A 22,654-nucleotide genomic window follows, 5' to 3' on the forward strand; every position below is an offset into this window, starting at 1 on the left:
CAGCACAGACCGCAAGAACTCCCACGACACACAGAGCCGGACAGCACACATGATCGACGTCAACGACTTCTCGGACATCCGGATCGGCTTGGCCACCGCCGACGCCATCCGCACTTGGTCCAACGGCGAGGTCCGCAAGCCGGAGACCATCAACTACCGCACGCTCAAGCCCGAGAAGGACGGCTTGTTCTGCGAGAAGATCTTCGGTCCCACCAAGGACTGGGAGTGCGGCTGCGGCAAGTACAAGCGCGTCCGGTTCAAGGGCATCATCTGCGAGCGCTGCGGTGTCGAGGTCACCCGCTCCAAGGTGCGGCGCGAACGCATGGGCCACATCGAGCTGGCCGCTCCGGTGGTGCACATCTGGTACCTGCGCGGCACCCGCTCATGGCTGGCCTACTTCCTGACCGGGCTGGATCCCCGCCAGGAGCTCAAGGCCAAGGCGCTGGAGCGGGTCATCTACTTCGCAGCGAATCTCGTCACCAAGGTCGAGAGCGAGAAGCTGCACGCTGACCTGCCGCGGCTCGAAGCCGAGAAGGCCGAGGAGCTCGCCGTCATCGACGAGGAGCTCGCAGAGCGCCGGGCCGAGCGGCTCGCGGAGCTGGAGAGCGAGCTCGCCTCGCTGGAGGCGGACGACGCCAAGGAGCGCGAGCTGCGCTCGGCACAGCGCGAATCCGAACGCGACCTCGAGGCCATTGACGAAGAGGCGAACGAAGAGAAGGACCTCGTGGAGCGGGCCTTTGCGGCGCTGCGCGACCTGCACGAGCGGATGATCGTCGACGACGAGGACCTCTGGCGCGAGCTGGAGGACCGTTACGGCCAGTACTTCGAGGGCGGCATGGGCGCCGAGGCCATCGCGCAGCTCATGGCCAACATGGACTTCGACGTCGAGGAAGCCGAGCTTCGAGCCGCCATCGAGGCCTCCGACGGGCGCCGGCCGTTGTCCGCGCAGCGCAAGCAGAAGGCGATCAAGCGTCTCAAGATTCTGAGCGCGTTCAACCGGCGAGACGAGCACGGGCGCCGCGTCAACGATCCGCGGGCGATGATCCTGGATGCCGTGCCGTGCATCCCGCCGGACCTGCGCCCGATGGTGCAGCTCGACGGCGGCCGCTTCGCGACGTCCGACCTGAACGACCTGTACCGGCGTGTCATCAACCGCAACAACCGGCTGAAGCGCCTGTTGGATCTTCGGGCGCCGGAGATCATCGTCAACAACGAGAAGCGCATGCTGCAAGAGGCGGTCGATGCGCTGTTCGACAACGGCCGAAGGGGCCGTCCTGTGACAGGCCCCGGCAACCGCGCGCTGAAGTCGCTGTCAGACATGCTGAAGGGCAAGCAGGGCCGCTTCCGCCAGAACCTGCTGGGCAAGCGGGTGGACTATTCGGGCCGCTCGGTCATCGTCGCCGGACCCACGTTGCGCCTGCACCAGTGCGGGCTTCCCAAGCTGATGGCGCTCGAGCTGTTCAAGCCGTTCGTCATGAAGCGGCTGGTCGACTCGGAGATAGCGCAGAACATCAAGTCCGCGAAGCGGATGGTGGAGCGCCGGCGGGCCGACGTCTGGGACGTGCTCGAAGACGTCATCAAGGAGCACCCGGTGCTGCTGAATCGGGCGCCCACGCTGCACCGGCTGGGCATCCAGGCCTTCGAGCCGCTGCTGGTGGAAGGCAAGGCAGTCCAGATCCACCCGCTCGTGTGCGCCGCCTTCAACGCCGACTTCGACGGCGACCAGATGGCCGTGCACCTGCCGCTCTCGTCCGAAGCGCAGGCAGAGGCGCGGGTGCTGATGCTGTCGGCCAACAACATCCTGAGCCCCGCCGACGGCCGGCCTATGACCGTGCCGAGTCAGGACCTGCTCATCGGCAGCTACTACCTGACCGAGCTGCGCGGCCACGATGGCACCGCCGATGACGTGGATGTCGACAAGCCCGTCTTCCGCCACCTGCACCAGATCGAGCAGGCCCTCGATCTGGGCCAGCTCGGGCTGCATCAGCCCATCGAGTGGCGCATCGGTCAGCTCAGCGACGGCAACGGCGGCTACGCAGCCACCACTCCGGGCCGGGCGCTGTTCAACGCTGCGCTCCCGGACGACTTCGAGTACGTGAACCGGCCGGTGCGCAAGGGCGACATGGGTCGCATCGTGCGCGCGCTGTCCGACAACTACTCCACCAGCGACATCGCCATCAGCCTCGATCACATCAAGGATCTCTGCTACGCCTACGCCAGCCGTTCAGGTCTGACGATCTCGGTCGACGATGTGCGCACCCCGCCCGACAAGGCGGAGATCCTCGAGCGTCACGAGGGCGAGGCGGAACGTGTCGAGACCCAGTTCCGGCGCGGCATCATCACTGATGGCGAGCGGCGCCAGAAGGAAGTCGAGATCTGGACCGACGCCACCGATGAGGTGCGCCGTTCGCTCGAGGCCGAGCTGGCCCGCACGACCTTCAACCCGATCGACATGATGGTCGGATCGGGCGCACGCGGGAACATGATGCAGGTGCGCCAGATCGCCGCGATACGCGGGCTGGTCGCCAACCCCCGCGGCGACATCATCCCGCGACCCATCAAGTCGTCCTATCGCGAGGGCCTCGCGACACTGGAGTACTTCATCTCCACGCCCGGTGCCCGCAAGGGGCTGGTCGACACGGCGCTGCGGACTGCTGACTCGGGCTACCTGACCCGCCGCCTCGTCGATGTGGCCCAGGAGCTCATCATCAACAGCGAGAACCCCTTCGACCGCCCCGGTCCGGTGAACGGGCTGTGGATCGAGGATGTCTTCGCGGACCGGCCGGACAAGCGCACGCACCTCGACACCAGGCTGTTCAGCCGCTGCCTCGCGGCGGAGGTGACGCTCAGCGACGGCACCGTGCTCGAAGCCGGAAGGCTGGTCGGTGAGGACGAGCTGATCGCGCTGCGCGACGACCCTGAGATCACGCGGGTCCGCGTGCTGTCCCCGCTCACCGACGACTCCGAATTCGGTGTGTCGGCCATGGCCTACGGCGGGTCGCTGGCGACGGGCAAGCTCATCGAGGTGGGCGAGGCCGTCGGCGTCATTGCCGCTCAGTCCATCGGCGAGCCCGGCACGCAGCTGACCATGCGGACCTTCCACACCGGCGGTGTCATCGGCGGCGAGAACATCGCCGGCGGCCTGCCTCGCGTCGTCGAGCTGTTCGAGGCCCGTACACCGCGGGGCAAGGCGGTCCTGGCTCGTCGCTCGGGGGTGGTGCGCATCGGCGAGGACGACGGTCGGGGACGCCAGATCGACGTCATCGGCGATGACGGCGCCGAGGACACCTACACGGTGCCGTCGATGTCGCGTCTTGCCGTCACCGACGGGCAGGACATCCGCGCCGGCGACCCGCTCGTGGACGGCCCGCGCGACCCCAAGGAGCTCATCGAGATCCGCGGCGTGCGCGAGACGCAGCAGTACCTCGTCTCCGAGGTCCAGAAGGTGTACCGCGAGCAGGGCGTGTCGATCCACGACAAGCACATCGAGTTGATCATTCGCCAGATGACCAGGCGGGTGCTTGTCGGCGAGCAGGGCGATTCGCCCTTCCTCCCCGGCGAACAGGTCGATCAGCGGATCTACCGCGAGGCCAACCGCGAACTGGTGGCTGAGAGCCGCCGCCCCGCCGAGGGCCGCCCGATCATCATGGGAATCACAAAGGCATCGCTCGCGACCGAGTCGTGGCTGTCTGCTGCCTCGTTCCAGGAGACGACCCGCGTGCTGACCGAGGCGGCCATCGAGTCGCGCCGCGACGGCTTGAAGGGCCTCAAGGAGAACATCATCATCGGCAAGCTGATCCCGGCAGGCACCGGTCAGGACGTGTACCGCAACATCGACACGATTGCCCCGGAGTACGAGCCGATGGAGTTCTGGTCGTCCGAGGATGCCCAAGATCCGGCCGCTTGGCTGGCCTCGATCGGCGATGAGGCGGGATTCGGCGAGGGGGAGTTCGAGGAGAACGTCGCGTCGATCACCGACGCCAGTTGAGCGATCGCCGCCGCGAACGGTTGTCGTGCTGAGGCGCGCTGCCTAGCCTTCAAAGCCGGTTTCGGCGCGCTGCCAGGTGGGGCATTGCGCGGATTTGCCCGACTCCTGTCCATCATCCTGTCCCCGCTGACAGTCCCGAACTCACCCCGTTTCCCTACTCGCCGAGGTTCTGGTGCCCACGATCCAGCAGCTGGTCCGCAAGGGCCGAAAGTCCAAGCCGACGAAGGTGCGTACGCCTGCGTTGAAGGGCTCGCCCCAGCGGCGCGGGGTCTGCACCCGCGTGTACACGCACACGCCGAAGAAGCCCAACTCCGCTCTGCGCAAGGTGGCTCGTGTGCGCCTCACCAGCGGTGTCGAGGTGACCGCTTACATCCCGGGCGAGGGCCACAACCTGCAAGAGCACAGCATCGTGCTGGTGCGCGGCGGCCGGGTCAAGGATCTGCCCGGCGTCCGCTACAAGATCATTCGCGGCGCGCTGGACGCTTCGGGTGTGAATGCCCGGCAGCAGGCACGCTCGCGCTACGGCGCCAAGCGGGAGTCCTGACATGCCCCGCCGAGGCGCAGCGCCCCGTCGCGACATCGCCCCCGATCCGGTCTACGACTCCACGCTCGTGACCCAGTTCATCAACAAGGTGCTGCGGCGCGGCAAGCGGTCGCTGGCCGAGCACATCGTGTACCAGGCGATGGATCTAGTCGGTGAGCGAACGGGCGGCGAGCCGCTCGAGATTCTGAAGCGAGCGGTCGACAACACCCGGCCGCAAGTCGAGGTGAAGAGCCGCCGCGTCGGCGGTGCCACCTACCAAGTGCCTGTGGAGGTGCGTCCCCGCCGCGCGACCGCGCTGGCGATCCGCTGGATCGTTGGCTTCGCCCGCGAACGGCGCGAGCGCACCATGTCAGAACGACTCGCGAACGAGCTGATGGATGCCTCCAACGGCACCGGCTCGGCTGCCAAGCGGCGTGAGGACACGCATCGCATGGCAGAGGCCAACAAGGCCTTCGCTCACTACCGCTGGTAACGGATCGCTGGCGATCTGATCGGGATATCTGGTCAATTGGGGCAACGCTGAAATGGCTCGAACGCAACCTCTCGACCGCGTCCGCAACATCGGGATCATGGCCCACATCGATGCGGGCAAGACCACGGTGACGGAGCGGATCCTCTACTACACCGGCGTCAACTACAAGATCGGCGAGGTCCACGACGGCGCCGCCACGATGGACTGGATGGAGCAGGAGCAGGAACGGGGCATCACGATCACATCGGCTGCCACCACCTGCCACTGGAACGATCACGTCATCAACATCATCGACACGCCGGGCCACGTCGACTTCACCGTCGAGGTGGAGCGCTCGCTGCGGGTGCTCGACGGCGCCGTTGCAGTGTTCGACGGCGTGGCGGGCGTGGAACCGCAGACCGAGACCGTGTGGCGGCAGGCCGACCGGTACGAAGTGCCGCGGATGTGCTTCATCAACAAGCTGGACCGCACGGGCGCCTCGTTCTTCGGCTCGCTGGCCAGCATCGAGGACCGGCTGACCCCCAACACCGCCGTCCTGCAGCTGCCGATCGGCCTCGAGGCCGACTTCGAAGGCGTCGTCGATCTCGTCGAGATGAACGCCGTGGTCTGGAAGGGCGACGACCTCGGCGCCACCTACGACACCGTCGACATTCCTGCCGATCTCGCCGACCAGGCGGCCGAGTACCGCAGCAAGCTGCTCGAACGGCTCGCCGATGTCGACGAGGACATCATGCTGGCCTACCTCGAAGGCGACGAGGTCAGCCCAGACACGATCCGGCGGGCAATCCGGCAGGGCACAGTCGACGGACAGATCGTGCCGGTGCTCACCGGCAGCGCATTCAAGAACAAGGGCGTGCAGCCGCTGCTCGACGCCGTCACGATGTACCTGCCCGCGCCGGTCGACATCCCGGCAATAGCGGGCCGCTCGACGAATGGCAAGGAAGATCTGGAACGCAAGCCCAGCGACGAAGAGCCGTTCTCGGCATTGGCCTTCAAGATCATGACTGACCCTCATGTCGGCAAGCTCACCTATTTCCGGGTGTACAGCGGCAAGTTCGAGCGCGGCGGCCAGGTGCTCAACACCACCACCGGCAACCGCGAGCGCATCGGGCGCATCCTGCAGATGCACGCCAACAACCGCGAAGACCGTGAGGACATCGCCACCGGCGACATCGTCGCGGGCATCGGGCTGAAGAACACCCGCACCGGCGACACGCTGTGCGATTCGTCCAAGCCGATCGTGCTCGAACAGCTCGACTTCCCCGACCCGGTCGTGCACGTCGCTGTCGAGCCGAAGTCCAAGGGTGACCAGGACAAGCTGGGCAAGGCGCTCACGGCGCTCAGCGAGGAAGACCCCACCTTCCAGGTCAAGACCGACGACGAGACCGGCCAGACGGTGATCTCGGGCATGGGCGAGCTGCATCTCGAAGTGCTGGTCGACCGGATGCTGCGGGAGTTCAAGGTGGACGCCTCCATCGGCAAGCCGCAGGTGGCGTACCGCGAGACGATCACCTCCCCAGTCGACAAATTCGAGTACCGCCACATCAAGCAGACGGGCGGCTCGGGCCAGTATGCGGTCGTCGTCATCAACCTGAAGCCGTCGGAGCCGGGCGAGGGATACGTCTTCGAAGACCACATCCGCGGCGGCGTGATCCCACGCGAGTACATCTCGTCGGTTGATGCGGGCTTGCAGTCGTCTCTGGAGAACGGTCCGCTGGCCGGCTTCCCGCTCGTGGACGTGGCCGTCGATCTGATCGACGGCAACCATCACGATGTCGACTCCTCCGAGATGGCATTCAAGATCGCCGGCACGATGGCCATGCGCGATGCGGCCCGGCTGGCGCGGCCGGTGCTGCTGGAGCCGGTCATGTCGGTGGAGGTCGTGACACCCGAGGATTACATGGGCGACGTCATCGGCGACCTCAACTCGCGGCGCGGTCGTGTCGGGCAGATGGAGCTGCGCGGCGTGAACCAGGTGATCGACGCCAAGGTGCCGCTGTCGGAGATGTTCGGCTACGCGAACGACCTGCGGTCTCGCACCCAAGGCCGCGCGACGTACAGCATGCAGTTCGACAACTACGAGCAGGTGCCGCGCACCATCGCTGAGGAGATCATCAAGCGCATCCGCGGCGAATGACGCAGCCGGCTGCCGGCGGGCCGCGGTTGGCCCTGCAGCCGGTCACTGGCCCATCCCATTGGAACTGGGCCGCGGCATCCCTAGCCTCACACCGTTCAGAACCTTGAAGAAACAAAGACAACAGGCATCCCTGCACCTCACTCACCCCTGATAGGCGAGCAGAACCCCGAAAGGCGGGTACGACATGGCAAAAGAGCGTTTCGAGCGGACCAAGCCTCACGTCAACGTGGGCACGATGGGCCACATCGACCACGGCAAGACGACACTGACGGCTGCCATCACGCGTGTGCTGTCCGAACAGTTCGGCGGCCAGGCGACGGCTTTCGACGAGATCGACAAGGCGCCCGAGGAGCGTGAGCGCGGCATCACGATCTCCATCGCGCACGTCGAGTACGAGACGGGGAACCGGCACTACGCGCACGTCGACATGCCCGGTCACGCCGACTACATCAAGAACATGATCACCGGCGCCGCCCAGGTGGACGGCGCCGTCCTGGTGGTGTCCGCCGCGGACGGCCCGATGCCTCAGACCCGTGAGCACGTGCTGCTGGCCCGCCAGGTCGGCGTGCCCTACATCGTGGTCGCCCTCAACAAAGTCGACATGGTCGACGACGAGGAGCTGCTCGAGCTCGTGGAGCTCGAGGTACGCGAGCTGCTCAGCGAGTACGGGTTCCCCGGCGACGACGTTCCGGTGGTCCGAGTCTCCGCGCTGAACGCGCTGGAGGGCGACGCGGCCGCCGCCGAGCAGATCGTCGAGCTGATGAACGCAGTCGACGAGTACGTGCCCGAACCCGAGCGCGACACTGACCGCCCGTTCCTGATGCCGATCGAGGACGTCTTCTCGATCACCGGCCGCGGCACCGTGGTGACCGGCAAGATCGAGCAGGGCATCATCAACAGCGGCGACGAGGTCGAGATCGTGGGCATCCGCGACACGCAGACCACCACCGTGACCGGCGTCGAGATGTTCCGCAAGATCCTCGATCAGGGCCAGGCGGGCGACAACGTCGGCCTGCTGTTGCGTGGCACCGGCAAGGACGAGGTGGAGCGCGGCCAGGTCTGCACCCGCAAGGGCGCGATCACCCCGCACACCAAGTTCGAGGCGCAGGTGTACGTGCTGACCAAGGAAGAGGGCGGCCGCCACAAGCCGTTCTTCTCGAACTACCGGCCGCAGTTCTACTTCCGCACCACCGACATCACCGGCGTGGTCGACCTTCCCGCAGGCACTGAGATGTGCATGCCGGGCGACAACACCGAGATGACGGTCGAGCTGATCAACCCGATCGCGATGGACGAGGGCTTGCTCTTCGCCATCCGCGAGGGCGGCCGCACCGTCGGTTCCGGCCGGGTGACGAAGATCCTTCAGTAGCGGTCAGGCCCACAGCAGTTACGCCCCAGCGCAGTTAGGCAGCGACATGGCAGCACCTCGCATCCGGATGCGTCTCAAGGCCTACGACCACGAGATCGTGGACCAGTCGGCGCAGAAGATCACCGAGACCGTGCTGCGCACCAACGCCAAGGTGCGAGGACCGGTGCCGCTGCCCACCGAGAAGCATCGCTACACGGTCGTGCGGTCCCCCCACAAGGACAAGGACTCGCGCGAGCACTTCGAGATGCGCATCCACAAGCGCCTCATCGACGTGATCGATCCCACCGACAAGACGGTCGATTCGCTGCAGCGGCTCGACCTGCCCGCCGGCGTCGAGATCGAGCTCAAAGTCCAGCCGTAGATCTCCGCCCGCACGTGGGCGCTGTGCTGGTCTATCCGCCCGCGAGCGGCCGCTGTGCTGGTCTATCCGCCCGCAAGCGGGCGGACTAAGTGCACCTCAGATGTCTCGGCGAGTTCTTCGAGCCACGGGTCCGGGATGATCTCGCCGTCGATGGCGACCGCCGTTGACGACGTCTCGACGAGGTGCGCGTTCAGGGACGGGTACAGCTCGGAGAGCTGTCGCACGAGTTCGCGTACATTCGCCGCGGAGATCGCTATCTCCGACAGGCCGCCGGTGTGCTGGCGCTGGTCGGTCGAGAAGTGAACGACCGCCATTCGAGCCGCTCCGACGAATCGGCTCAGCTAGCTCGGGCTGCGATCAGCTCTCGGCAGCCGTCAGTGCTTCGAGCACTCGCGGCGGCGAGAGCGGCAGATGGCTGATGCGCACACCCGTGGCATCGGCCACGGCATTGGCCATCACCGGCAGCGGCGGCACGATGCCCACCTCGCCCACGCCGCGCACGCCGTACGGGTGCGAGGGATTGGGCACCTCCACGATGACCGTCTCGATCATCGGCAGGTCCGACGCCACCGGGATGCGGTAGTCGAGGAAGCCCGGGTTCTCCAGGTTGCCGTCGTCGGAGTAGATGTACTCCTCATTCAGCGCCCAGCCGATGCCCTGCACGACGCCGCCCTGCATCTGGCCTTCGACGTAGCTGGGGTGGATCGCTGTGCCGGCGTCCTGTGCCGTCGTGTACCGCTCGACGGTGACTCGCCCGGTTTCCTGGTCGACGGACACATCCGCGACCTGCACCGAGAAGGCCGGCCCGGCACCGCGGGCATTCAGCGACGCGGTGGCGCCCAGCGGGCCACCGGTGCGCTTCGCATTGCCGGTGATGGCAGCCAGCGTCAGCGGCTCCTGCTCGCCAGGCCCATGCACCGCCGAGCCATCGACCCATTCGACTTCTTCGAGATCACAGTCCCAGGTCTTGGCGGCACGCTTGCGCAGCTGCTCCTTGAGGTCACGGCAGGCTTCCACTACCGCCATGCCCGTCGCGAACGTGGCACGGCTGCCCTCGGTGACATCGGTGAAGCCGACCACCTCGGTGTCGCCCACGACCGGTTGGATCAGGTGCACATCGAGGCCGAGTTCCTCGGCGGCCATCAGCGCCATCGACGCTCGGCTGCCGCCGATGTCGGGGCTGCCGGTGATCACGGTGGCGGTGCCGTTCTCGTTCAGGTTGACCGTTGCGCTCGAAGCCTCGCCGATGTTGAACCAGAAGCCGCTGGCCACGCCACGTCCTTGACCGGCAGGCAGCTCCGACTGGTAGTGATCGCTGTCGCGGATCGCTTCAAGGCACTCGCGCAGACCGATCATCGGCCACTTCGGGCCGTACGGCGTCGGGTCGCCTTGCGAGGGGCAGTTCTGGATGCGAAGGTCGAGCGGGTCCATGCCGACACGCTCAGCGATCTCGTCGACCACCGAGTCCATGGCGAATGCCGCCGCCGGAGCCGACGGTGCCCGGTAGGCCACATTGACCGGCCGGTTGAGCACCACGTCGAAGCCCTCGACATAGAGGTGATCGAGGGTGTAGGCCGACACGACGCACATGCAGCCGAGCATCGCAGCAATGCCTTGGAAGGCTCCGTTCTCGTATGCCAGCCAGGCCTTCGCCGTGGTGATCGTGCCGTCGTTGCGAGCGCCGACCTTCATCTTGATGATCGCGCCCGGGGCTGGACCGGTTGCCCGGAACACGTCCTCACGGCTCATCACGATCTTGACCGGGCGGCCCGCCTTGGTGGACAGCAGCGCCGCCACCGGCTCGATGTAGATGGTGGTCTTGCCGCCGAAGCCTCCGCCGATCTCGGCCGGGATCACCTTGATGCGCGACGTGTCCCAGCCCAGCACCGTGGCCGTCGATGACCGCACCATGAAATGGCCCTGCGAGGAGGCCCAGATGACCGCCTTGCCTTCCTGATCGCAGTCCACGACGCAGGCGTGCGGCTCGATGTAGCCCTGATGCACGGCCTGGGTGGAGAACTCCCGCTCGATCACGATGTCGGCTTCGCCGAAGCCCTGCTCGACATCGCCGCGTTCATAGACCGTGCGGGCCGCAATGTTCGACGGCTCGGTGGGCCGCGGCTCGACACCGCGGGTGAACAGAGTGTCGTGCAGCACCGGTGCGCCGTCGGCCATCGCGTCGGAGATGTTGAGCACGTGGGGCAGCAGCTCGTAGGTGACTTCAATGGCCTCCGCCGCCGCCTTGGCCTCGCGGCGGGTGGATGCCGCCACGGCCGCCACCGCGTGGCCGCTGTACAGCACCTTGTCGCGCGCGATGACCGTGCACATCAGGTTGCGGGTGGCGCCCTTGGGGGGCGCTTCGGGGAAATCGGCCCCGGTCACCACGGCCTTGACGCCGGGCATCGCCGCTGCCTTGGTGGTGTCAATGGAAATGATCTTGGCGTGGGGATGCGGCGAGCGCAGGATGTGCCCGTACAGCATCCCGGGCAGGTTCAGGTCGGCCGCGTAGCGCGCCTTGCCGGCCACCTTGTCGAGGCCGTCGTGGCGGACCGGGCGGGTGCCGACCCAGCGATAGCCAGAGGTGCCGTTGCCGTTGGTCCCGGTGCTTGCGGGTGCTTCGGTAGTGCTCATGTTCTGGTGTCCTTGTGCGATGTCGGGAGGGTCTCAGCCAGCCGATGTCAATCAGGCAGGGGTACGGATCTGGACAGCGGCCTCGAGCACCGAGCGCACGATCTTGTCGTAGCCGGTGCAGCGGCACAGGTTGCCGGCGAGCGCGTAGCGCACCTCGGTCTCGGTGGGGTCGGGATTCTCATCCAGCAATGCCTTTGCGGCGATGAGGAACCCGGGCGTGCAGATGCCGCATTGCAGCGCAGCGCCTTCCAGGAAGCACTGCTGCAGCGGGTGCAGTTCATCGGCACTGGCAAGGCCCTCGCAGGTGGTGATGGCGGCGCCGTCGGCCTCCGGGGCGAAGATGAGGCACGAGCACTGCAGGCGGCCGTTCATGATGATCGAGCAGGCACCGCAGTCGCCGGTGCCGCAGCCCTCCTTGGCGCCGATCAGCCCCAGCTCGTCGCGCAGTGCGTTGAGCAGCGACTCGCCGTCCTCGGTCAGGAAGTCGACGGCATCGCCGTTGACCTCGCAGGTCACATGGGTGCGACTCATCAGGAAGCTCCGTTCTGTCCGTTGCGCGTTCGAATGCGGTCGGCGGCGATGCCGGCCGCTCGACGGGTGAGCACGCCGGCGACCTGGCGCCGGTAGTCGATCGTGCCCCGCTTGTCGTCGATGGGATTGCAGGCCTCGCTGGCGGCATCGGCTGCTGCAGCCAGCGCCGCGTCGTCCAGGCGGCTGCCCACGAGCGCTGCTTCGGCTGCGGGCACCCGCACGACCGTGGGGGCCACGGCACCGAGTGCGACGGTGGCCGCGCTGACGGCGCCGTCGCCGTCCAGCGTGATCCTCACGCCGGCGCCGACGACAGCGATGTCCATCTCGGTGCGGGGGATGAGCCGCAGGTATGCGTCAGCGGTGCGCGCCGCAGGGCGCTCCAGCTCGAAGCCCACGACGATCTCGTCATGGGCCAGCGACGTCTGACCGGGCCCGGTGACCACCTCGGCCACCGGCACCCGCCGCTCGCCGCCGCCACCGGCGATGACGGCGACGGCGTCGTTCACCACGAGCGCCGGTACCGAGTCGGCGGCGGGAGAGGCATTGCACAGGTTGCCGCCGAGACTGCAGCGGTTCTGGATCTGATCCGAACCGATGAGACCTGCGGCCTCTGACAGGCCCGGGAAGTCGGCGGTGAAGGCGTCGTCGCCGGTCAGCACCGAAGTCGGCACCGCGGCACCGACGTGCCAGGTGTCGCCTTCGAGACTCACCGACATCAGCCGGTCGATCTTCTTGAGATCGATCACCATCGACGGCTCGGGCCGGCCGCCTCGCATCTGCGGCACCACGTCGGTGGCGCCGGCGAACACGATGGCGTCGCCGTCGGCAGCGAGCAGGGCGCTGGCCTCGTCGATAGTGGTCGGCGCGGCGTATCTCATGCGGCGCATCTCCCTCTTGTGCGGCGGATTGCGGCGGAATCAGGAACGCTGCCGTCGAGCGGCTGCATTCCCGGCAGCGGACGATAGTTGCGCTGCGGCTCCTGCGCCGCACAGACAGCGGTGAAGTCGCTGAGAAGTCTCGGCGCGAACCGGCAATCATTGCGGCGGCAGCGATGCGAGGAGCAGGTCATGACAGATGCGACGGGGTCTGGACGAGTGTCGGATTGCGTGGTGCTGGCAACAGTGCCGGATGGACCGCTCGACACCGAGCACTTCGCGCTGCAGACCGAAGAGGTGCCCGAACCCGGACCGGGCGAAGTGCTGGTGCGGGTGCAGGCCATCACCATCGGCGCTGGGCAGCGCGCGGGGCTGCAGGGCAGCGCCAGCTACGCAGGTGCGCCCCAAGCGGGGGTGGTCATGGGGGGCACCGGCGCAGGCGTGGTGGAAGCATCCAATGCAGCCAGCATCAGCGTCGGCGACACGGTGGTGGGCCGGACCGGCTGGCGTCGCCATGCGGTGCTGCGTGCCGACGAAGTGCATGTGGCCGACAGCGACCTCGACCCAGCCGTGCACCTCGGCGTGCTCGGCAACAACGGCCTCACCGCCTACTTCGGTTTGCTGGACGTCGGCAGGCCGGAGTCGGGCGAGACCGTGGTGGTCTCGGCTGCGGCGGGTTCGGTGGGTCACATCGTCGGTCAGATCGCCAAAGCGCAGGGCTGCCGGGTGGTGGGTGTTGCTGGCTCCGAGGAGAAATGTGCGCTGCTGGTCGACGAGATCGGCTTCGATGTCGCGATCAACCGCCATTCGCCGGATTTCCGGGCCGAGTTCCGGGCGGCCACGCCCGACCGCATCAACGTGTACTTCGACAACACCGGCGGCGAGATTCTGGGCTCAGCGCTGTTCCGCATGGCCACGTTCGGCCGCATCGTCTGCTGCGGTGCGGTCTCGGCCTACGACACCGCCAGCCCCGACCCGAGCCCACGCGGACTTCCGGGCCTGCTCGTGAACAACCAGGTGCGCATGCAGGGCTTCATCGTGTTCTCCTACGCCGACCGCTACGACGAGGCGCGAGCGCAGATGCGCGCATGGATCGACGCGGGCTCGCTCGTGCCGCGTCACGTCACCTACGAGGGCCTCGAATCGGCCGGCGGAGCGTTCGTGGATCTGCTCGGCGGACGCACCGTCGGCACCACCATCGTCCGCCTCGGCGACTGAGCCGCCCTGCCCGTCGAGCGGGCGCAGGCGGGTTGGGGCAGCAGGGGACCCTCGGTAGGCTGCGCAACTCGCGGCGCAGGACGTTCTGTGCCGAACCGACGTCCGGCAAGGCCGGATGCCTCCCCGCAACGGGTTGGGTATTCGGAACCGGTCGGCACAACCAGAACACCGCTCCGCCGGCACCGCCGTGCGGAGCGTTCGCATGGGGAAAGCCCGTACGGGAGAGACGCGCACATGGCGAACAAGGCGCTCGTCGCCACCAAGGTCGGCATGACACAGCTCTGGGACGACGACAATCGAGTCGTCCCGGTCACGGTGCTGCGCGTCGACGACTGCCGGGTCACGCACGTCCGCACCACCGAGCAAGACGGCTACACCGCGGTGCAGGTCACCTACGGCCACCGCGAAGCCCGCAAGGTCAACAAGCCCACCATCGGTCACTACGAGCGGGCCGGCGTCGATCCCGGCGCAGGTCTCGTAGAGCTACGGCTTGACGATGTCAGCGAGGTAACAGTCGGCGCCGAATTGGGCGCCGACCTTTTCAGTCCTGGAGAGCTCGTCGATGTGACGGCCACCTCCAAGGGCAAGGGTTTCGCCGGCACCATGAAGCGGCACAACTTCTCGGGCCAGCGTGCCAGCCATGGCGCGCACCGGGTCCATCGGGCTCCGGGTGCGATCGGCGCCTGCGCCACGCCGTCACGGGTCTTCAAGGGCACTCGGATGGCCGGGCGCATGGGCGGCGAGAAAGTGACCACGCTCAACCTTGCCGTCGTCGAGGCCGACGCTGAGCGCGGCTTGCTGCTGGTGCGCGGTTCAGTCCCCGGCCCCAAGGGCGGCACCGTGATCGTGCGCAACGCGGTCAAAGCGCCGCAAGGCGCGTCAATGGGCACAGCGCCGGCAGAGGTCTGAGGGAGATCCGATGACGCTCACGCTTGACGTTCGCACCCCCGACGGCGGCACGGCCGGCACTGTGGAGCTCGACGAGGCCATCTTCGGCATCGAGCCGAACATGGCTGCACTGCATCAGGCTGTCACCGCTCAGCTTGCCGCCCGCCGAAGCGGCTCTCACAGCACGCTCACCCGTGCGGAGGTACGCGGCGGTGGCGCCAAGCCGTGGCGCCAGAAGGGCACCGGTCGGGCTCGCCAGGGCTCCATCCGCTCGCCGCAATGGGCCGGCGGCGGTGTGGCGCACGGTCCCAAGCCCCGCGACTACCGCCAGAAGGTGAACCGCAAGACCGTGCGGCTGGCACTTCGCTCCGCCCTGAGCGATCGGGCTCGCAGCGAGCGCATCATGATCATTGACGAGTGGCGATTTGCGCAGCCCCGCACAAAGGACGCCATTGCCGTGCTTGAGAACCTGTCCCTTTCCGGACAGGTTCTGCTGGTTCTGGGCAGCAGCCCGGCACACCAGACCGCCGATCGCAGCTTCCGCAACCTCCCGTCGGTGCGCTCGGTCAGCGCGGCCGAGCTGAACGCCTACGACATCTTGCGCTCTGACTGGCTGGTCTTCACGCGCGACACCTTGCCTACCAGTGCCGGGCCCACCGACTCGGCGCCAGCCGCAAACGGCGCTGCGAGCAAGGGGGACGAACAATGAAAGACCCCCGCGACGTGCTGATTGCGCCCGTGATCTCGGAGAAGTCGTACGACTTCCTCGAGGAGGGCATCTACGTGTTCCGCGTCCACCCCTCGGCCAGCAAGCCCGAGATCCGTCACGCGGTCGAGGAGATCTTCGATGTCAAGGTCGCCAAGGTCAACACGCTGAATCGCAAGGGCAAATCCCGCCGGAACCGTCGCAACAACACGACCGGCAAGCGGCCCGACACCAAGCGGGCCATCGTCACCCTCGTCGAGGGCGACTCGATCCAGATCTTCAATTCCTGACGAGGCGTCATGGGCATTCGAGTACGCAAACCGACCAGTCCCGGCCGCAGGTTCCAGACGGTTTCCGATTTTGCCGATGTCACCGCGACCAAGCCCGAGCGCTCGCTCATCGCCAAGCAGCACTCCACCGGCGGACGCAACAACTACGGCCGCAAGACGTCCCGCCACCGTGGCGGCGGCCACAAGCAGCGGTACCGGGTGATCGACTTCCGCCGCAACAAGGACGGCGTGCCCGCCACGGTTGCGACCATCGAGTACGACCCCAATCGCAACGCGCGCATCGCGCTGCTGCACTATCACGACGGCGAGAAGCGCTACATCCTGGCGCCGGCGGGCCTGGAGGTCGGCGACAAGCTGGCCAATGGCGCGCAGGCGGAGGTGCGCGTCGGCAACGCCATGCCGTTGCGGTACGTGCCCGTCGGCACCACCGTGCACAACGTCGAGCTCAAGCCGGGCGCCGGCGGGCGTATGGCTCGCTCGGCCGGCGCCAGTGTGCAGCTCGTGGCCAAGGAGGGTGCCTACGCCACCTTGCGCCTGCCGTCCACCGAGATGCGCCGCGTGCCGATCGACTGCCGCGCCACCATCGGCTCGGTGGGCAATGCCGAGGCCGACCTCATCAAGATCGGCAAGGCCGGCCGGAATCGCTACAAGGGCGTCCGGCCCCAAACCCGCGGCGTGGCGATGAACCCAGTCGACCATCCCTTGGGCGGCGGCGAGGGCAAGTCGTCGGGAGGCCGCCACCCGGTGTCTCCGTGGGGCAAGCCCGAAGGCCGTACACGTTCCAAGAACCGCAAGTCCAACGACCTCATCGTCCGCCGCCGCCGGACGCGCGGGTCCCGGAGGTAGAGCGATGCCGCGCAGTCTCAAGAAGGGCCCGTTCGTCGACGACCACCTGCTCTCGAAGGTCGACGAACTCAATGAGAGCGGCGAGCGCAAGGTCATCAAGACTTGGAGCCGGCGCTCCACCATCATCCCCGAGATGATCGGTCACACCATCGCGGTTCATGACGGGCGCAAGCATCTGCCGGTGTACGTCACCGAGTCGATGGTGGGTCACAAGCTGGGCGAGTTCGCGCCGACGCGGACGTTCAAGTTCCACGCCGGCCAGGAACGCGGGGGTAGGCGATGAGCGGGTTGATCGATCTCGACGTCATCGCAGGCGCGAAGGCGACGCACAAGTACGCGCGCCTGTCCGCGTCGAAGGCGCGGGTGGTGCTCAACCTCATCCGCGACGAAGACCTGGCGCTCGCCCGGGACCGTCTGCGCTTCTGCGAGCGCGGCGCCGCCGAGGTGGTGTCCAAGGTGCTCGAGAGCGCGGTGGCCAATGCCACCAACAACGAGCAGCTCGACGCCGACGAGCTGTACGTCGCCGAGTGCTGGGCCGACGAGGGCCCCGTTCTCAAGCGCTGGCGCCCGAGGGCACGGGGCCGCGCCACCCGCATCTTCAAGCAGACCAGCCACATCACGGTGATCGTGGCCCAGCTCAGCCCAGAGGAACTCGAGATGCGCGAGGCCCGGCTGGCTGCGTCTGGTTCGCAGACCGCCGCGGCCGCCCGCGCGGCTCGCGTGGCCGCCAGCCGCGCAGGCACCGACACCGGCGAGGCTGATGAGACAGCGCCAGAAGACGCTGACGCGACGGCGACTGACAACGTTGACGACATCGACGACGCGGCCGATGAGGCTGCCGACACGGCTAGCGACGACATCGAAGCGATTGACGCGAGCGACGAAGCCGGCGAGGCCGAGGCTGCCGACCCTGAAGAAGACGTTGCCGACCCGGAAGAAAAGAACTGATCATGGGTCAGAAGGTCAACCCCTACGGTTTCCGCTTGGGAATCACCACCGACTGGAAGTCGCGCTGGTACGCCGACAAGGAGTATCAGGACTACCTCATCGAGGACTGGAAGATCCGCGACTTCCTGCGGACGGAGCTGCCGCATGCAGCGATCAGCCGCATCGAAGTGGAGCGCACCCGGGATCGCCTGCGGGTCGACGTGCACACAGCCCGGCCGGGCATCGTCATCGGCCGCCGGGGGAGCGAGGCCGACCGCCTGCGCACCAAGCTCGGCAAGATCTCCGGCAATCCCAAGGTCCAATTGAACATCCAGGAGATCAAGCAGCCCGAGCTCGAGGCAGCTCTGATCGCGCAGGGCGTGGCAGATCAGCTCGCCGGCCGCGTGGCGTTCCGGCGGGCCATGAAGCGCGCCGTGCAGAACGCCCAGAAGGCAGGCGCGCTCGGCATCCGGGTGCAGTGCTCGGGCCGGCTCGGCGGCTCGGAGATGGCCCGCACCGAGTGGTACCGCGAAGGCCGCGTGCCGCTGCACACGCTGCGTGCCGACATCGACTACGGCTTCCGCGAAGCCCGCACCACAGCGGGCCGCATCGGCGTGAAGGTGTGGCTCTACAAGGGCGACATCCTCCCCTACAAGGTTTCCTCCGACGAGCGCATCCACCGCGAGGCGGCCATGGCCACCGGCCAGACGTCCGGCGACGGGGCACCGCCCGCAGGCGTGGTCACTTCGGCCGGCCGCCAGGGCGACCTGGAGGATCTGCCCACCGAGCCCGTCCCGCTGCTGCGTGAGGCCGATCCCGAGTTTGAGCGCCTGCTCGAAGAGGAAGAGCAGATCGAACGGGCGACGCGTGACCAGTCCCAGACGCCCAATTTCAGGCCAGGGGACGACTGATGCTGATGCCCCGCAAGGTCAAGCACCGCAAGGCGCATCGCGGTCGCATGAAGGGCCGCACCAAGGGCGGCACCGCCGTGCATTTCGGCGACTACGGCATCCAAGCGCTGGAGCCCGGCTGGATCACAGCCCGCCAGATCGAGGCGGCCCGTATCGCCATGACCCGCCACGTCAAGCGCGGCGGCAAGGTCTGGATCAACATCTTCCCCGACAAGCCGGTGACGGCGAAGCCTGCGGAGACCCGCATGGGTTCGGGCAAGGGAAACCCTGAGAAGTGGGTGGCTGTGGTCAAGCCCGGCCGGGTGATGTTCGAGCTGGGCGGCGTCAACGCCGAACTGGCCCGTGGAGCCATGGAACGCGCCATCCAGAAGCTGCCCATCCGGGCGCGGGTGATCTCCCGAGAGGAGGCCATCTGATGGCAAAGGCCGCAACGCTTCGGACCCTGTCCGACGATCAGCTGCTCGACGAGCTCGACAGCGCCAAGAAGGAGCTATTCAACCTGCGTTTTGCATTCGCGACCGGTCAGCTCGACAACTCTGCGCAGGTGGCCTCCACCAAGCGTGACATCGCCCGCATTCACACGGTGCTGCGCGAGCGCGAGATCGCAGCGGCAGACCTGCAGGCGGGAGCTCCGCAGGGCTCGGCCGCTGGGTTGGCTGGCGCCTCGCAGGGCTCGGCCGCGGACAGCGCAGCTTCGACAGGAGATGAGTCATGAGCACCGACGCCGCTCACGCCAGCGAGGCCGTTGACCGCAACCGGCGCAAGGTGCGCGAGGGAATCGTCACCTCCACCAAGATGGACCGCACGGCGGTGGTCTCGGTGACTGAGCGGGTGCGCCACCCCCGCTACTTCAAGACCGTGCAGCGCACCAAGAAGCTGTACGTCCACGATCCCGCTGGAGACACGCGTCCGGGCGACCGGGTGCGCGTCATGGAAACCCGACCGATCTCGAAGACCAAGCGCTGGCGCCTGGTGGAGATCGTCGAACGGGCCCGATGAGGTGAAGGCAGCGACGTCATGATCCAGCAGGAATCCAGGCTCAAGGTGGCCGACAACTCGGGCGCACGCGAGGTGCTGTGCATCCGTGTGCTGGGCGGCACGGGCCGGCGCTATGCCTCCATCGGCGACGTGTTCGTCGCGACCGTGAAGGACGCCATCCCTGGGGCAGCCGTCCGCAAGGGCGAGGTGGTGCGCTGCGTCGTGGTGCGCACGCGCAAGCAGCGCCGGCGCCCCGACGGCAGCTACATCCGCTTCGACGAGAACGCCGCCGTGCTCGTCGACGACAACCGCCAGCCCCGCGGCACTCGCATCTTCGGTCCCGTCGGCCGCGAGCTGCGCGACAAGCGCTTCATGCGCATCGTGTCGCTCGCCCCAGAAGTCCTGTGATGGAGGTGACGTGATGGCTCGCCAGAAGAACCAGCTGCCGCGACTGCGCGTCCGCAAGGGCGACACCGTGCGCGTCATCTCCGGCCCTGACAAAGGCAGGGAAGGCGAGGTGGTGTCGGTGGACCTGGCGCGCCGGCGCCTCACGGTGGAAGGCGTGAACGTGGGGCACAAGCACCAGCGACCCTCCCAGCAGAACCAGGAGGGCCAGATCATCGACTACCTGCTGCCGGTCGACGTGTCGAACGTGGCGGTGGTGTGTCCCCGAACGGGTCAGCCGGGCCGCGTCGGCTTCCGCTTCGAAGGCGGTCGCAAGGTGCGCTACCACCGGGTTTCCGGGGAGGAGCTGCCATGAGTGTGACCGAGGCTCAGCCGGAGACCCAGTCCGCCGCTGCCGCCGAGGCGGGCGGCGCTGCGCGGCCCGAGCCCCGCATGAAGGTGCTGTACCGCGACACCGTCCGCGCCCAGCTGCAGGACGAGCTGAGGCTTGCCAACGTCATGCAGGTGCCCAGGCTCACGAAGATCAGCGTGAACATGGGCGTGGGCGCCGCGCTGACGAACCGCGGCCTGCTCGAAGGCGCCATCGACGACCTCAGCCGCATCTGCGGTCAGCGGCCGGCGATCACGCGGGCGAAGCGTTCCATCGCCGGGTTCAAGCTGCGCGAGGGCAACGCGATCGGTGCGCGGGTCACGATGCGCCGGGACCGGATGTGGGAGTTCTACGACCGTCTCGTCTCGCTGGCCATCCCCCGCATCCGCGACTTCCGGGGTCTGTCGCCGCGCAGCTTCGACGGCCACGGCAACTACACGTTCGGCATCACCGAACAGCTGGTCTTTCCGGAGATCGATTACGACAGCGTCAACCAGATACGCGGCATGGACATCACCTTGGTGACGTCAGCCGTCGACGACGAAGGCGGGCGCGCCCTGCTGACAGCGCTCGGCTTTCCATTCCGCCAGAACCCGACCGCATAGCGCCCGACGATTTCATCGGGCCAAACCGCCACACAACGACAGCAAGGACAGCACTGATGGCCAAGAAGGCACTCGTCAACAAGCAGCAGCGCACTCCCAAGTTCAAGGTGCGCGCCTACACGCGATGCCGCGTGTGCGGCCGACCGCGGTCGGTATACCGCAAGTTCGGGCTGTGCCGAGTGTGTCTGCGAGAGATGGTCCATGCCGGCGAGGTGCCCGGCGTGACCAAGGCCAGCTGGTGAGGGAGGTGCGCGCATGTCGATGACCGACCCCATTGCGGACATGCTCACTCGCATCCGCAACGCCAACATGGTGTTCAAGGACGAAGTGGCCATGCCGTCGTCCAAGCAGAAGGAGCGCCTTGCGGCGATCCTCAAGCGCGAGGGCTACGTGAGCGACTACCAGGTGAGCGATGCTGCTGGCAGTCCCGCCCGGACGCTCACCATCAATCTGAAGTACACCGGCGACCGGGATCGCACGATCTCGGGGCTGCAGCGCATCTCCAAGCCCGGGCTGCGGGTGTACACCAAGTCCGACAAGGTCCCCCGCGTGCTCGGCGGCCTCGGCATCGCCGTGCTGTCGACGAGCCGGGGCCTGATGACCGATCGCGAGGCTCGCCGCAACCGCATGGGCGGCGAGATCCTCTGCTACGTCTGGTAGGAGGCGACGATGTCACGCGTGGGCAAGACGCCCATCTCGATTCCCGACGGGGTGACGGTCACGATCGAGCCGGCTCCGGACGTCGCAGGTGCCGCGGGCGGCCATGTGGTGACCGTCAGCGGTCCCGGGGGCGAACTCAGCCAGTCGCTGGCCGCGGGCATCCGAGCGCTCCTCGACGACCGCGAAGACGGCACGGCCGTCATTGTCGAGCGAGCCGACGACAGCCGCACGCAGCGATCACTGCACGGGCTCAGCCGGGCACTCGTTGCCAACATGGTGCAGGGCGTGTCGCAGGGCTTCTCCAAGGAACTGCAGATTGTCGGTGTGGGATACCGCGCTGCTGCGCGAGGGCCATCGGCGCTCGAGCTGTCGTTGGGATTCAGTCACACGGTGCCGGTGACGGCACCTGATGGCATCAGCTTCGAGGTCCCGAACCAGACGTCGATCATCGTGAAGGGCATCGACAAGCAGCTCGTCGGGCAGGTTGCGGCCAACATCCGGGCGCTGCGCAAGCCTGAGCCCTACAAGGGCAAGGGCATCCGCTACGTCGACGAGCGCGTGCTGCGCAAAGCCGGAAAGGCGGCGAAGTGAGTGCTCCGACCAGGACGACCCGGCGCAACCGGCGTCGGCGCCGCGTGCGCAAGAAGATCACCGGCACCGCCGCGCGCCCACGACTCGCGGTGTACCGGTCGAACCGGCACATCAGCGCCCAGCTCATCGACGACGAAGCAGGTCACACACTGGCCGCTGCGTCATCGCGCGAGCCCGCGGTGACGGGCGGCGGCAACATCGCGGCTGCAGGCGAGATCGGTCGGCTCATCGCCGAGCGAGCCCGGGCCGCGGGCGCCACCACGGTCACCTTCGACCGTGGCGGGAACCGCTACCACGGCCGCGTTGCGGCCCTTGCAGACGCTGCCCGCGAGGGCGGCCTGGAGTTCTGAG

28 protein-coding genes are annotated in these 22,654 nt (G+C 67.4%); 24 read left to right on the forward strand and 4 right to left on the reverse strand.

Annotated features, from left to right (window positions below):
- The first annotated feature begins 49 nt into the window (after positions 1-49).
- The 6 genes from ACOGXE_RS09565 to rpsJ all read left to right on the forward strand — a co-directional run bounded on the left by ACOGXE_RS09565 (position 50) and on the right by rpsJ (position 8,871).
- Complete coding sequence (locus ACOGXE_RS09565) at positions 50-3,988, forward strand: DNA-directed RNA polymerase subunit beta' (protein ID WP_419930693.1); 3,939 nt, start codon at positions 50-52, stop codon at positions 3,986-3,988.
- A 172-nt stretch (positions 3,989-4,160) separates the two neighbouring features.
- Entirely contained in the window at positions 4,161-4,532 is a 372-nt protein-coding gene (gene rpsL, locus ACOGXE_RS09570) for a 30S ribosomal protein S12 (protein WP_419837519.1), read from the forward strand.
- Position 4,533: 1 nt separating this feature from the next.
- Positions 4,534-5,004 (forward strand): 30S ribosomal protein S7, encoded by a 471-nt coding sequence (gene rpsG / locus ACOGXE_RS09575; protein WP_419930694.1) that lies wholly within the window; start codon positions 4,534-4,536, stop codon positions 5,002-5,004.
- A gap of 52 nt (positions 5,005-5,056) precedes the next feature.
- On the forward strand, positions 5,057-7,141 hold the full coding sequence (fusA, locus tag ACOGXE_RS09580) for an elongation factor G (protein ID WP_419930695.1): 2,085 nt from the start codon (positions 5,057-5,059) through the stop codon (positions 7,139-7,141).
- Positions 7,142-7,325: 184 nt separating this feature from the next.
- Positions 7,326-8,510: an elongation factor Tu gene (gene tuf / locus ACOGXE_RS09585; protein WP_419930696.1), complete on the forward strand. Its 1,185-nt coding sequence runs from the start codon at positions 7,326-7,328 to the stop codon at positions 8,508-8,510.
- Between the two features lie 46 nt (positions 8,511-8,556).
- Positions 8,557-8,871, forward strand: coding sequence for a 30S ribosomal protein S10 (gene rpsJ, locus ACOGXE_RS09590; protein ID WP_323671069.1), 315 nt, complete (start codon positions 8,557-8,559; stop codon positions 8,869-8,871).
- A gap of 62 nt (positions 8,872-8,933) precedes the next feature.
- Here the strand turns inward: rpsJ and ACOGXE_RS09595 are convergent, their stop codons facing one another.
- Genes ACOGXE_RS09595 through ACOGXE_RS09610 form a run of 4 tightly spaced genes read right to left on the reverse strand, consistent with a single transcriptional unit; the run spans position 8,934 to position 12,911 of the window.
- A complete protein-coding gene (locus ACOGXE_RS09595; protein WP_419930697.1) occupies positions 8,934-9,185 on the reverse strand; it encodes a MoaD/ThiS family protein in 252 nt (83 codons plus the stop codon).
- A gap of 43 nt (positions 9,186-9,228) precedes the next feature.
- A complete protein-coding gene (locus ACOGXE_RS09600; RefSeq protein ID WP_419930698.1) occupies positions 9,229-11,502 on the reverse strand; it encodes a xanthine dehydrogenase family protein molybdopterin-binding subunit in 2,274 nt (757 codons plus the stop codon).
- Between the two features lie 51 nt (positions 11,503-11,553).
- Entirely contained in the window at positions 11,554-12,033 is a 480-nt protein-coding gene (locus tag ACOGXE_RS09605; protein ID WP_419837535.1) for a (2Fe-2S)-binding protein, read from the reverse strand.
- On the reverse strand, positions 12,033-12,911 hold the full coding sequence (locus tag ACOGXE_RS09610; protein ID WP_419930699.1) for an FAD binding domain-containing protein: 879 nt from the start codon (positions 12,909-12,911) through the stop codon (positions 12,033-12,035). Before ACOGXE_RS09610 ends, ACOGXE_RS09605 begins: the two co-directional genes overlap by 1 nt.
- A gap of 189 nt (positions 12,912-13,100) precedes the next feature.
- Between ACOGXE_RS09610 and ACOGXE_RS09615 the strand changes: the two genes are divergently transcribed.
- The 18 genes from ACOGXE_RS09615 (at position 13,101) to rplR (ending at position 22,653) form a co-directional block, all read left to right on the forward strand.
- Complete coding sequence (locus tag ACOGXE_RS09615) at positions 13,101-14,126, forward strand: NADP-dependent oxidoreductase (protein WP_419930700.1); 1,026 nt, start codon at positions 13,101-13,103, stop codon at positions 14,124-14,126.
- 234 nt (positions 14,127-14,360) lie between these two features.
- A complete protein-coding gene (rplC, locus tag ACOGXE_RS09620) occupies positions 14,361-15,035 on the forward strand; it encodes a 50S ribosomal protein L3 (protein ID WP_419930701.1) in 675 nt (224 codons plus the stop codon).
- Positions 15,036-15,045: 10 nt separating this feature from the next.
- Positions 15,046-15,723, forward strand: coding sequence for a 50S ribosomal protein L4 (gene rplD / locus ACOGXE_RS09625; protein ID WP_419930702.1), 678 nt, complete (start codon positions 15,046-15,048; stop codon positions 15,721-15,723).
- A complete protein-coding gene (rplW, locus tag ACOGXE_RS09630) occupies positions 15,720-16,010 on the forward strand; it encodes a 50S ribosomal protein L23 (RefSeq protein WP_419930703.1) in 291 nt (96 codons plus the stop codon). The genes rplD and rplW overlap by 4 nt, the downstream gene beginning before the upstream one ends.
- Before the next feature lie 9 nt (positions 16,011-16,019).
- A complete protein-coding gene (gene rplB, locus ACOGXE_RS09635) occupies positions 16,020-16,856 on the forward strand; it encodes a 50S ribosomal protein L2 (RefSeq protein ID WP_419930704.1) in 837 nt (278 codons plus the stop codon).
- A gap of 4 nt (positions 16,857-16,860) precedes the next feature.
- Positions 16,861-17,139, forward strand: coding sequence for a 30S ribosomal protein S19 (gene rpsS / locus ACOGXE_RS09640; RefSeq protein ID WP_323671047.1), 279 nt, complete (start codon positions 16,861-16,863; stop codon positions 17,137-17,139).
- Entirely contained in the window at positions 17,136-17,804 is a 669-nt protein-coding gene (gene rplV, locus ACOGXE_RS09645) for a 50S ribosomal protein L22 (RefSeq protein ID WP_419930705.1), read from the forward strand. The genes rpsS and rplV overlap by 4 nt, the downstream gene beginning before the upstream one ends.
- Positions 17,805-17,806: 2 nt before the next feature.
- Entirely contained in the window at positions 17,807-18,694 is an 888-nt protein-coding gene (gene rpsC, locus ACOGXE_RS09650) for a 30S ribosomal protein S3 (protein WP_419930706.1), read from the forward strand.
- Positions 18,694-19,110 carry a 50S ribosomal protein L16 gene (rplP, locus tag ACOGXE_RS09655; RefSeq protein WP_323671046.1) on the forward strand — a complete coding sequence of 139 codons (417 nt, stop codon included), beginning with the start codon at positions 18,694-18,696 and terminating at the stop codon, positions 19,108-19,110. Before rpsC ends, rplP begins: the two co-directional genes overlap by 1 nt.
- Positions 19,110-19,409 carry a 50S ribosomal protein L29 gene (gene rpmC, locus ACOGXE_RS09660; protein WP_419930707.1) on the forward strand — a complete coding sequence of 100 codons (300 nt, stop codon included), beginning with the start codon at positions 19,110-19,112 and terminating at the stop codon, positions 19,407-19,409. Before rplP ends, rpmC begins: the two co-directional genes overlap by 1 nt.
- On the forward strand, positions 19,406-19,693 hold the full coding sequence (rpsQ, locus tag ACOGXE_RS09665; RefSeq protein WP_419930708.1) for a 30S ribosomal protein S17: 288 nt from the start codon (positions 19,406-19,408) through the stop codon (positions 19,691-19,693). Before rpmC ends, rpsQ begins: the two co-directional genes overlap by 4 nt.
- Positions 19,694-19,711: 18 nt before the next feature.
- Positions 19,712-20,080, forward strand: a complete 369-nt coding sequence (gene rplN, locus ACOGXE_RS09670) for a 50S ribosomal protein L14 (RefSeq protein WP_419930709.1) — start codon at positions 19,712-19,714, stop codon at positions 20,078-20,080.
- Between the two features lie 13 nt (positions 20,081-20,093).
- A complete protein-coding gene (gene rplX, locus ACOGXE_RS09675) occupies positions 20,094-20,432 on the forward strand; it encodes a 50S ribosomal protein L24 (RefSeq protein ID WP_419930710.1) in 339 nt (112 codons plus the stop codon).
- Positions 20,433-20,509: 77 nt separating this feature from the next.
- Positions 20,510-21,052: a 50S ribosomal protein L5 gene (rplE, locus tag ACOGXE_RS09680; RefSeq protein ID WP_419933509.1), complete on the forward strand. Its 543-nt coding sequence runs from the start codon at positions 20,510-20,512 to the stop codon at positions 21,050-21,052.
- 56 nt (positions 21,053-21,108) lie between these two features.
- Entirely contained in the window at positions 21,109-21,294 is a 186-nt protein-coding gene (locus tag ACOGXE_RS09685; RefSeq protein ID WP_323671042.1) for a type Z 30S ribosomal protein S14, read from the forward strand.
- 13 nt (positions 21,295-21,307) lie between these two features.
- Positions 21,308-21,712, forward strand: coding sequence for a 30S ribosomal protein S8 (gene rpsH, locus ACOGXE_RS09690; protein ID WP_419930711.1), 405 nt, complete (start codon positions 21,308-21,310; stop codon positions 21,710-21,712).
- Between the two features lie 9 nt (positions 21,713-21,721).
- On the forward strand, positions 21,722-22,303 hold the full coding sequence (rplF, locus tag ACOGXE_RS09695; RefSeq protein ID WP_419930712.1) for a 50S ribosomal protein L6: 582 nt from the start codon (positions 21,722-21,724) through the stop codon (positions 22,301-22,303).
- Complete coding sequence (gene rplR / locus ACOGXE_RS09700) at positions 22,300-22,653, forward strand: 50S ribosomal protein L18 (protein ID WP_419930713.1); 354 nt, start codon at positions 22,300-22,302, stop codon at positions 22,651-22,653. The genes rplF and rplR overlap by 4 nt, the downstream gene beginning before the upstream one ends.
- Position 22,654 lies beyond the last annotated feature (1 nt).

The organism is Candidatus Poriferisodalis sp. (assembly GCF_965208555.1).
GTDB lineage: Bacteria > Actinomycetota > Acidimicrobiia > Acidimicrobiales > Poriferisodalaceae > Poriferisodalis.

What these genes read in the sequence shown, in the direction of transcription:
- ACOGXE_RS09565 (WP_419930693.1), top strand. Translation starts at nt 50, where the DNA reads ATGATCGACGTCAACGACTTCTCGGACATCCGGATCGGCTTGGCCACC.
- rpsG (WP_419930694.1), top strand. Translation starts at nt 4,534, where the DNA reads ATGCCCCGCCGAGGCGCAGCGCCCCGTCGCGACATCGCCCCCGATCCG.
- fusA (WP_419930695.1), top strand. Translation starts at nt 5,057, where the DNA reads ATGGCTCGAACGCAACCTCTCGACCGCGTCCGCAACATCGGGATCATG.
- tuf (WP_419930696.1), top strand. Translation starts at nt 7,326, where the DNA reads ATGGCAAAAGAGCGTTTCGAGCGGACCAAGCCTCACGTCAACGTGGGC.
- rpsJ (WP_323671069.1), top strand. Translation starts at nt 8,557, where the DNA reads ATGGCAGCACCTCGCATCCGGATGCGTCTCAAGGCCTACGACCACGAG.
- ACOGXE_RS09595 (WP_419930697.1), bottom strand. Translation starts at nt 9,185, where the DNA reads ATGGCGGTCGTTCACTTCTCGACCGACCAGCGCCAGCACACCGGCGGC.
- ACOGXE_RS09600 (WP_419930698.1), bottom strand. Translation starts at nt 11,502, where the DNA reads ATGAGCACTACCGAAGCACCCGCAAGCACCGGGACCAACGGCAACGGC.
- ACOGXE_RS09605 (WP_419837535.1), bottom strand. Translation starts at nt 12,033, where the DNA reads ATGAGTCGCACCCATGTGACCTGCGAGGTCAACGGCGATGCCGTCGAC.
- ACOGXE_RS09610 (WP_419930699.1), bottom strand. Translation starts at nt 12,911, where the DNA reads ATGAGATACGCCGCGCCGACCACTATCGACGAGGCCAGCGCCCTGCTC.
- ACOGXE_RS09615 (WP_419930700.1), top strand. Translation starts at nt 13,101, where the DNA reads ATGACAGATGCGACGGGGTCTGGACGAGTGTCGGATTGCGTGGTGCTG.
- rplC (WP_419930701.1), top strand. Translation starts at nt 14,361, where the DNA reads ATGGCGAACAAGGCGCTCGTCGCCACCAAGGTCGGCATGACACAGCTC.
- rplD (WP_419930702.1), top strand. Translation starts at nt 15,046, where the DNA reads ATGACGCTCACGCTTGACGTTCGCACCCCCGACGGCGGCACGGCCGGC.
- rplW (WP_419930703.1), top strand. Translation starts at nt 15,720, where the DNA reads ATGAAAGACCCCCGCGACGTGCTGATTGCGCCCGTGATCTCGGAGAAG.
- rplB (WP_419930704.1), top strand. Translation starts at nt 16,020, where the DNA reads ATGGGCATTCGAGTACGCAAACCGACCAGTCCCGGCCGCAGGTTCCAG.
- rpsS (WP_323671047.1), top strand. Translation starts at nt 16,861, where the DNA reads ATGCCGCGCAGTCTCAAGAAGGGCCCGTTCGTCGACGACCACCTGCTC.
- rplV (WP_419930705.1), top strand. Translation starts at nt 17,136, where the DNA reads ATGAGCGGGTTGATCGATCTCGACGTCATCGCAGGCGCGAAGGCGACG.
- rpsC (WP_419930706.1), top strand. Translation starts at nt 17,807, where the DNA reads ATGGGTCAGAAGGTCAACCCCTACGGTTTCCGCTTGGGAATCACCACC.
- rplP (WP_323671046.1), top strand. Translation starts at nt 18,694, where the DNA reads ATGCTGATGCCCCGCAAGGTCAAGCACCGCAAGGCGCATCGCGGTCGC.
- rpmC (WP_419930707.1), top strand. Translation starts at nt 19,110, where the DNA reads ATGGCAAAGGCCGCAACGCTTCGGACCCTGTCCGACGATCAGCTGCTC.
- rpsQ (WP_419930708.1), top strand. Translation starts at nt 19,406, where the DNA reads ATGAGCACCGACGCCGCTCACGCCAGCGAGGCCGTTGACCGCAACCGG.
- rplN (WP_419930709.1), top strand. Translation starts at nt 19,712, where the DNA reads ATGATCCAGCAGGAATCCAGGCTCAAGGTGGCCGACAACTCGGGCGCA.
- rplX (WP_419930710.1), top strand. Translation starts at nt 20,094, where the DNA reads ATGGCTCGCCAGAAGAACCAGCTGCCGCGACTGCGCGTCCGCAAGGGC.
- rplE (WP_419933509.1), top strand. Translation starts at nt 20,510, where the DNA reads ATGAAGGTGCTGTACCGCGACACCGTCCGCGCCCAGCTGCAGGACGAG.
- ACOGXE_RS09685 (WP_323671042.1), top strand. Translation starts at nt 21,109, where the DNA reads ATGGCCAAGAAGGCACTCGTCAACAAGCAGCAGCGCACTCCCAAGTTC.
- rpsH (WP_419930711.1), top strand. Translation starts at nt 21,308, where the DNA reads ATGTCGATGACCGACCCCATTGCGGACATGCTCACTCGCATCCGCAAC.
- rplF (WP_419930712.1), top strand. Translation starts at nt 21,722, where the DNA reads ATGTCACGCGTGGGCAAGACGCCCATCTCGATTCCCGACGGGGTGACG.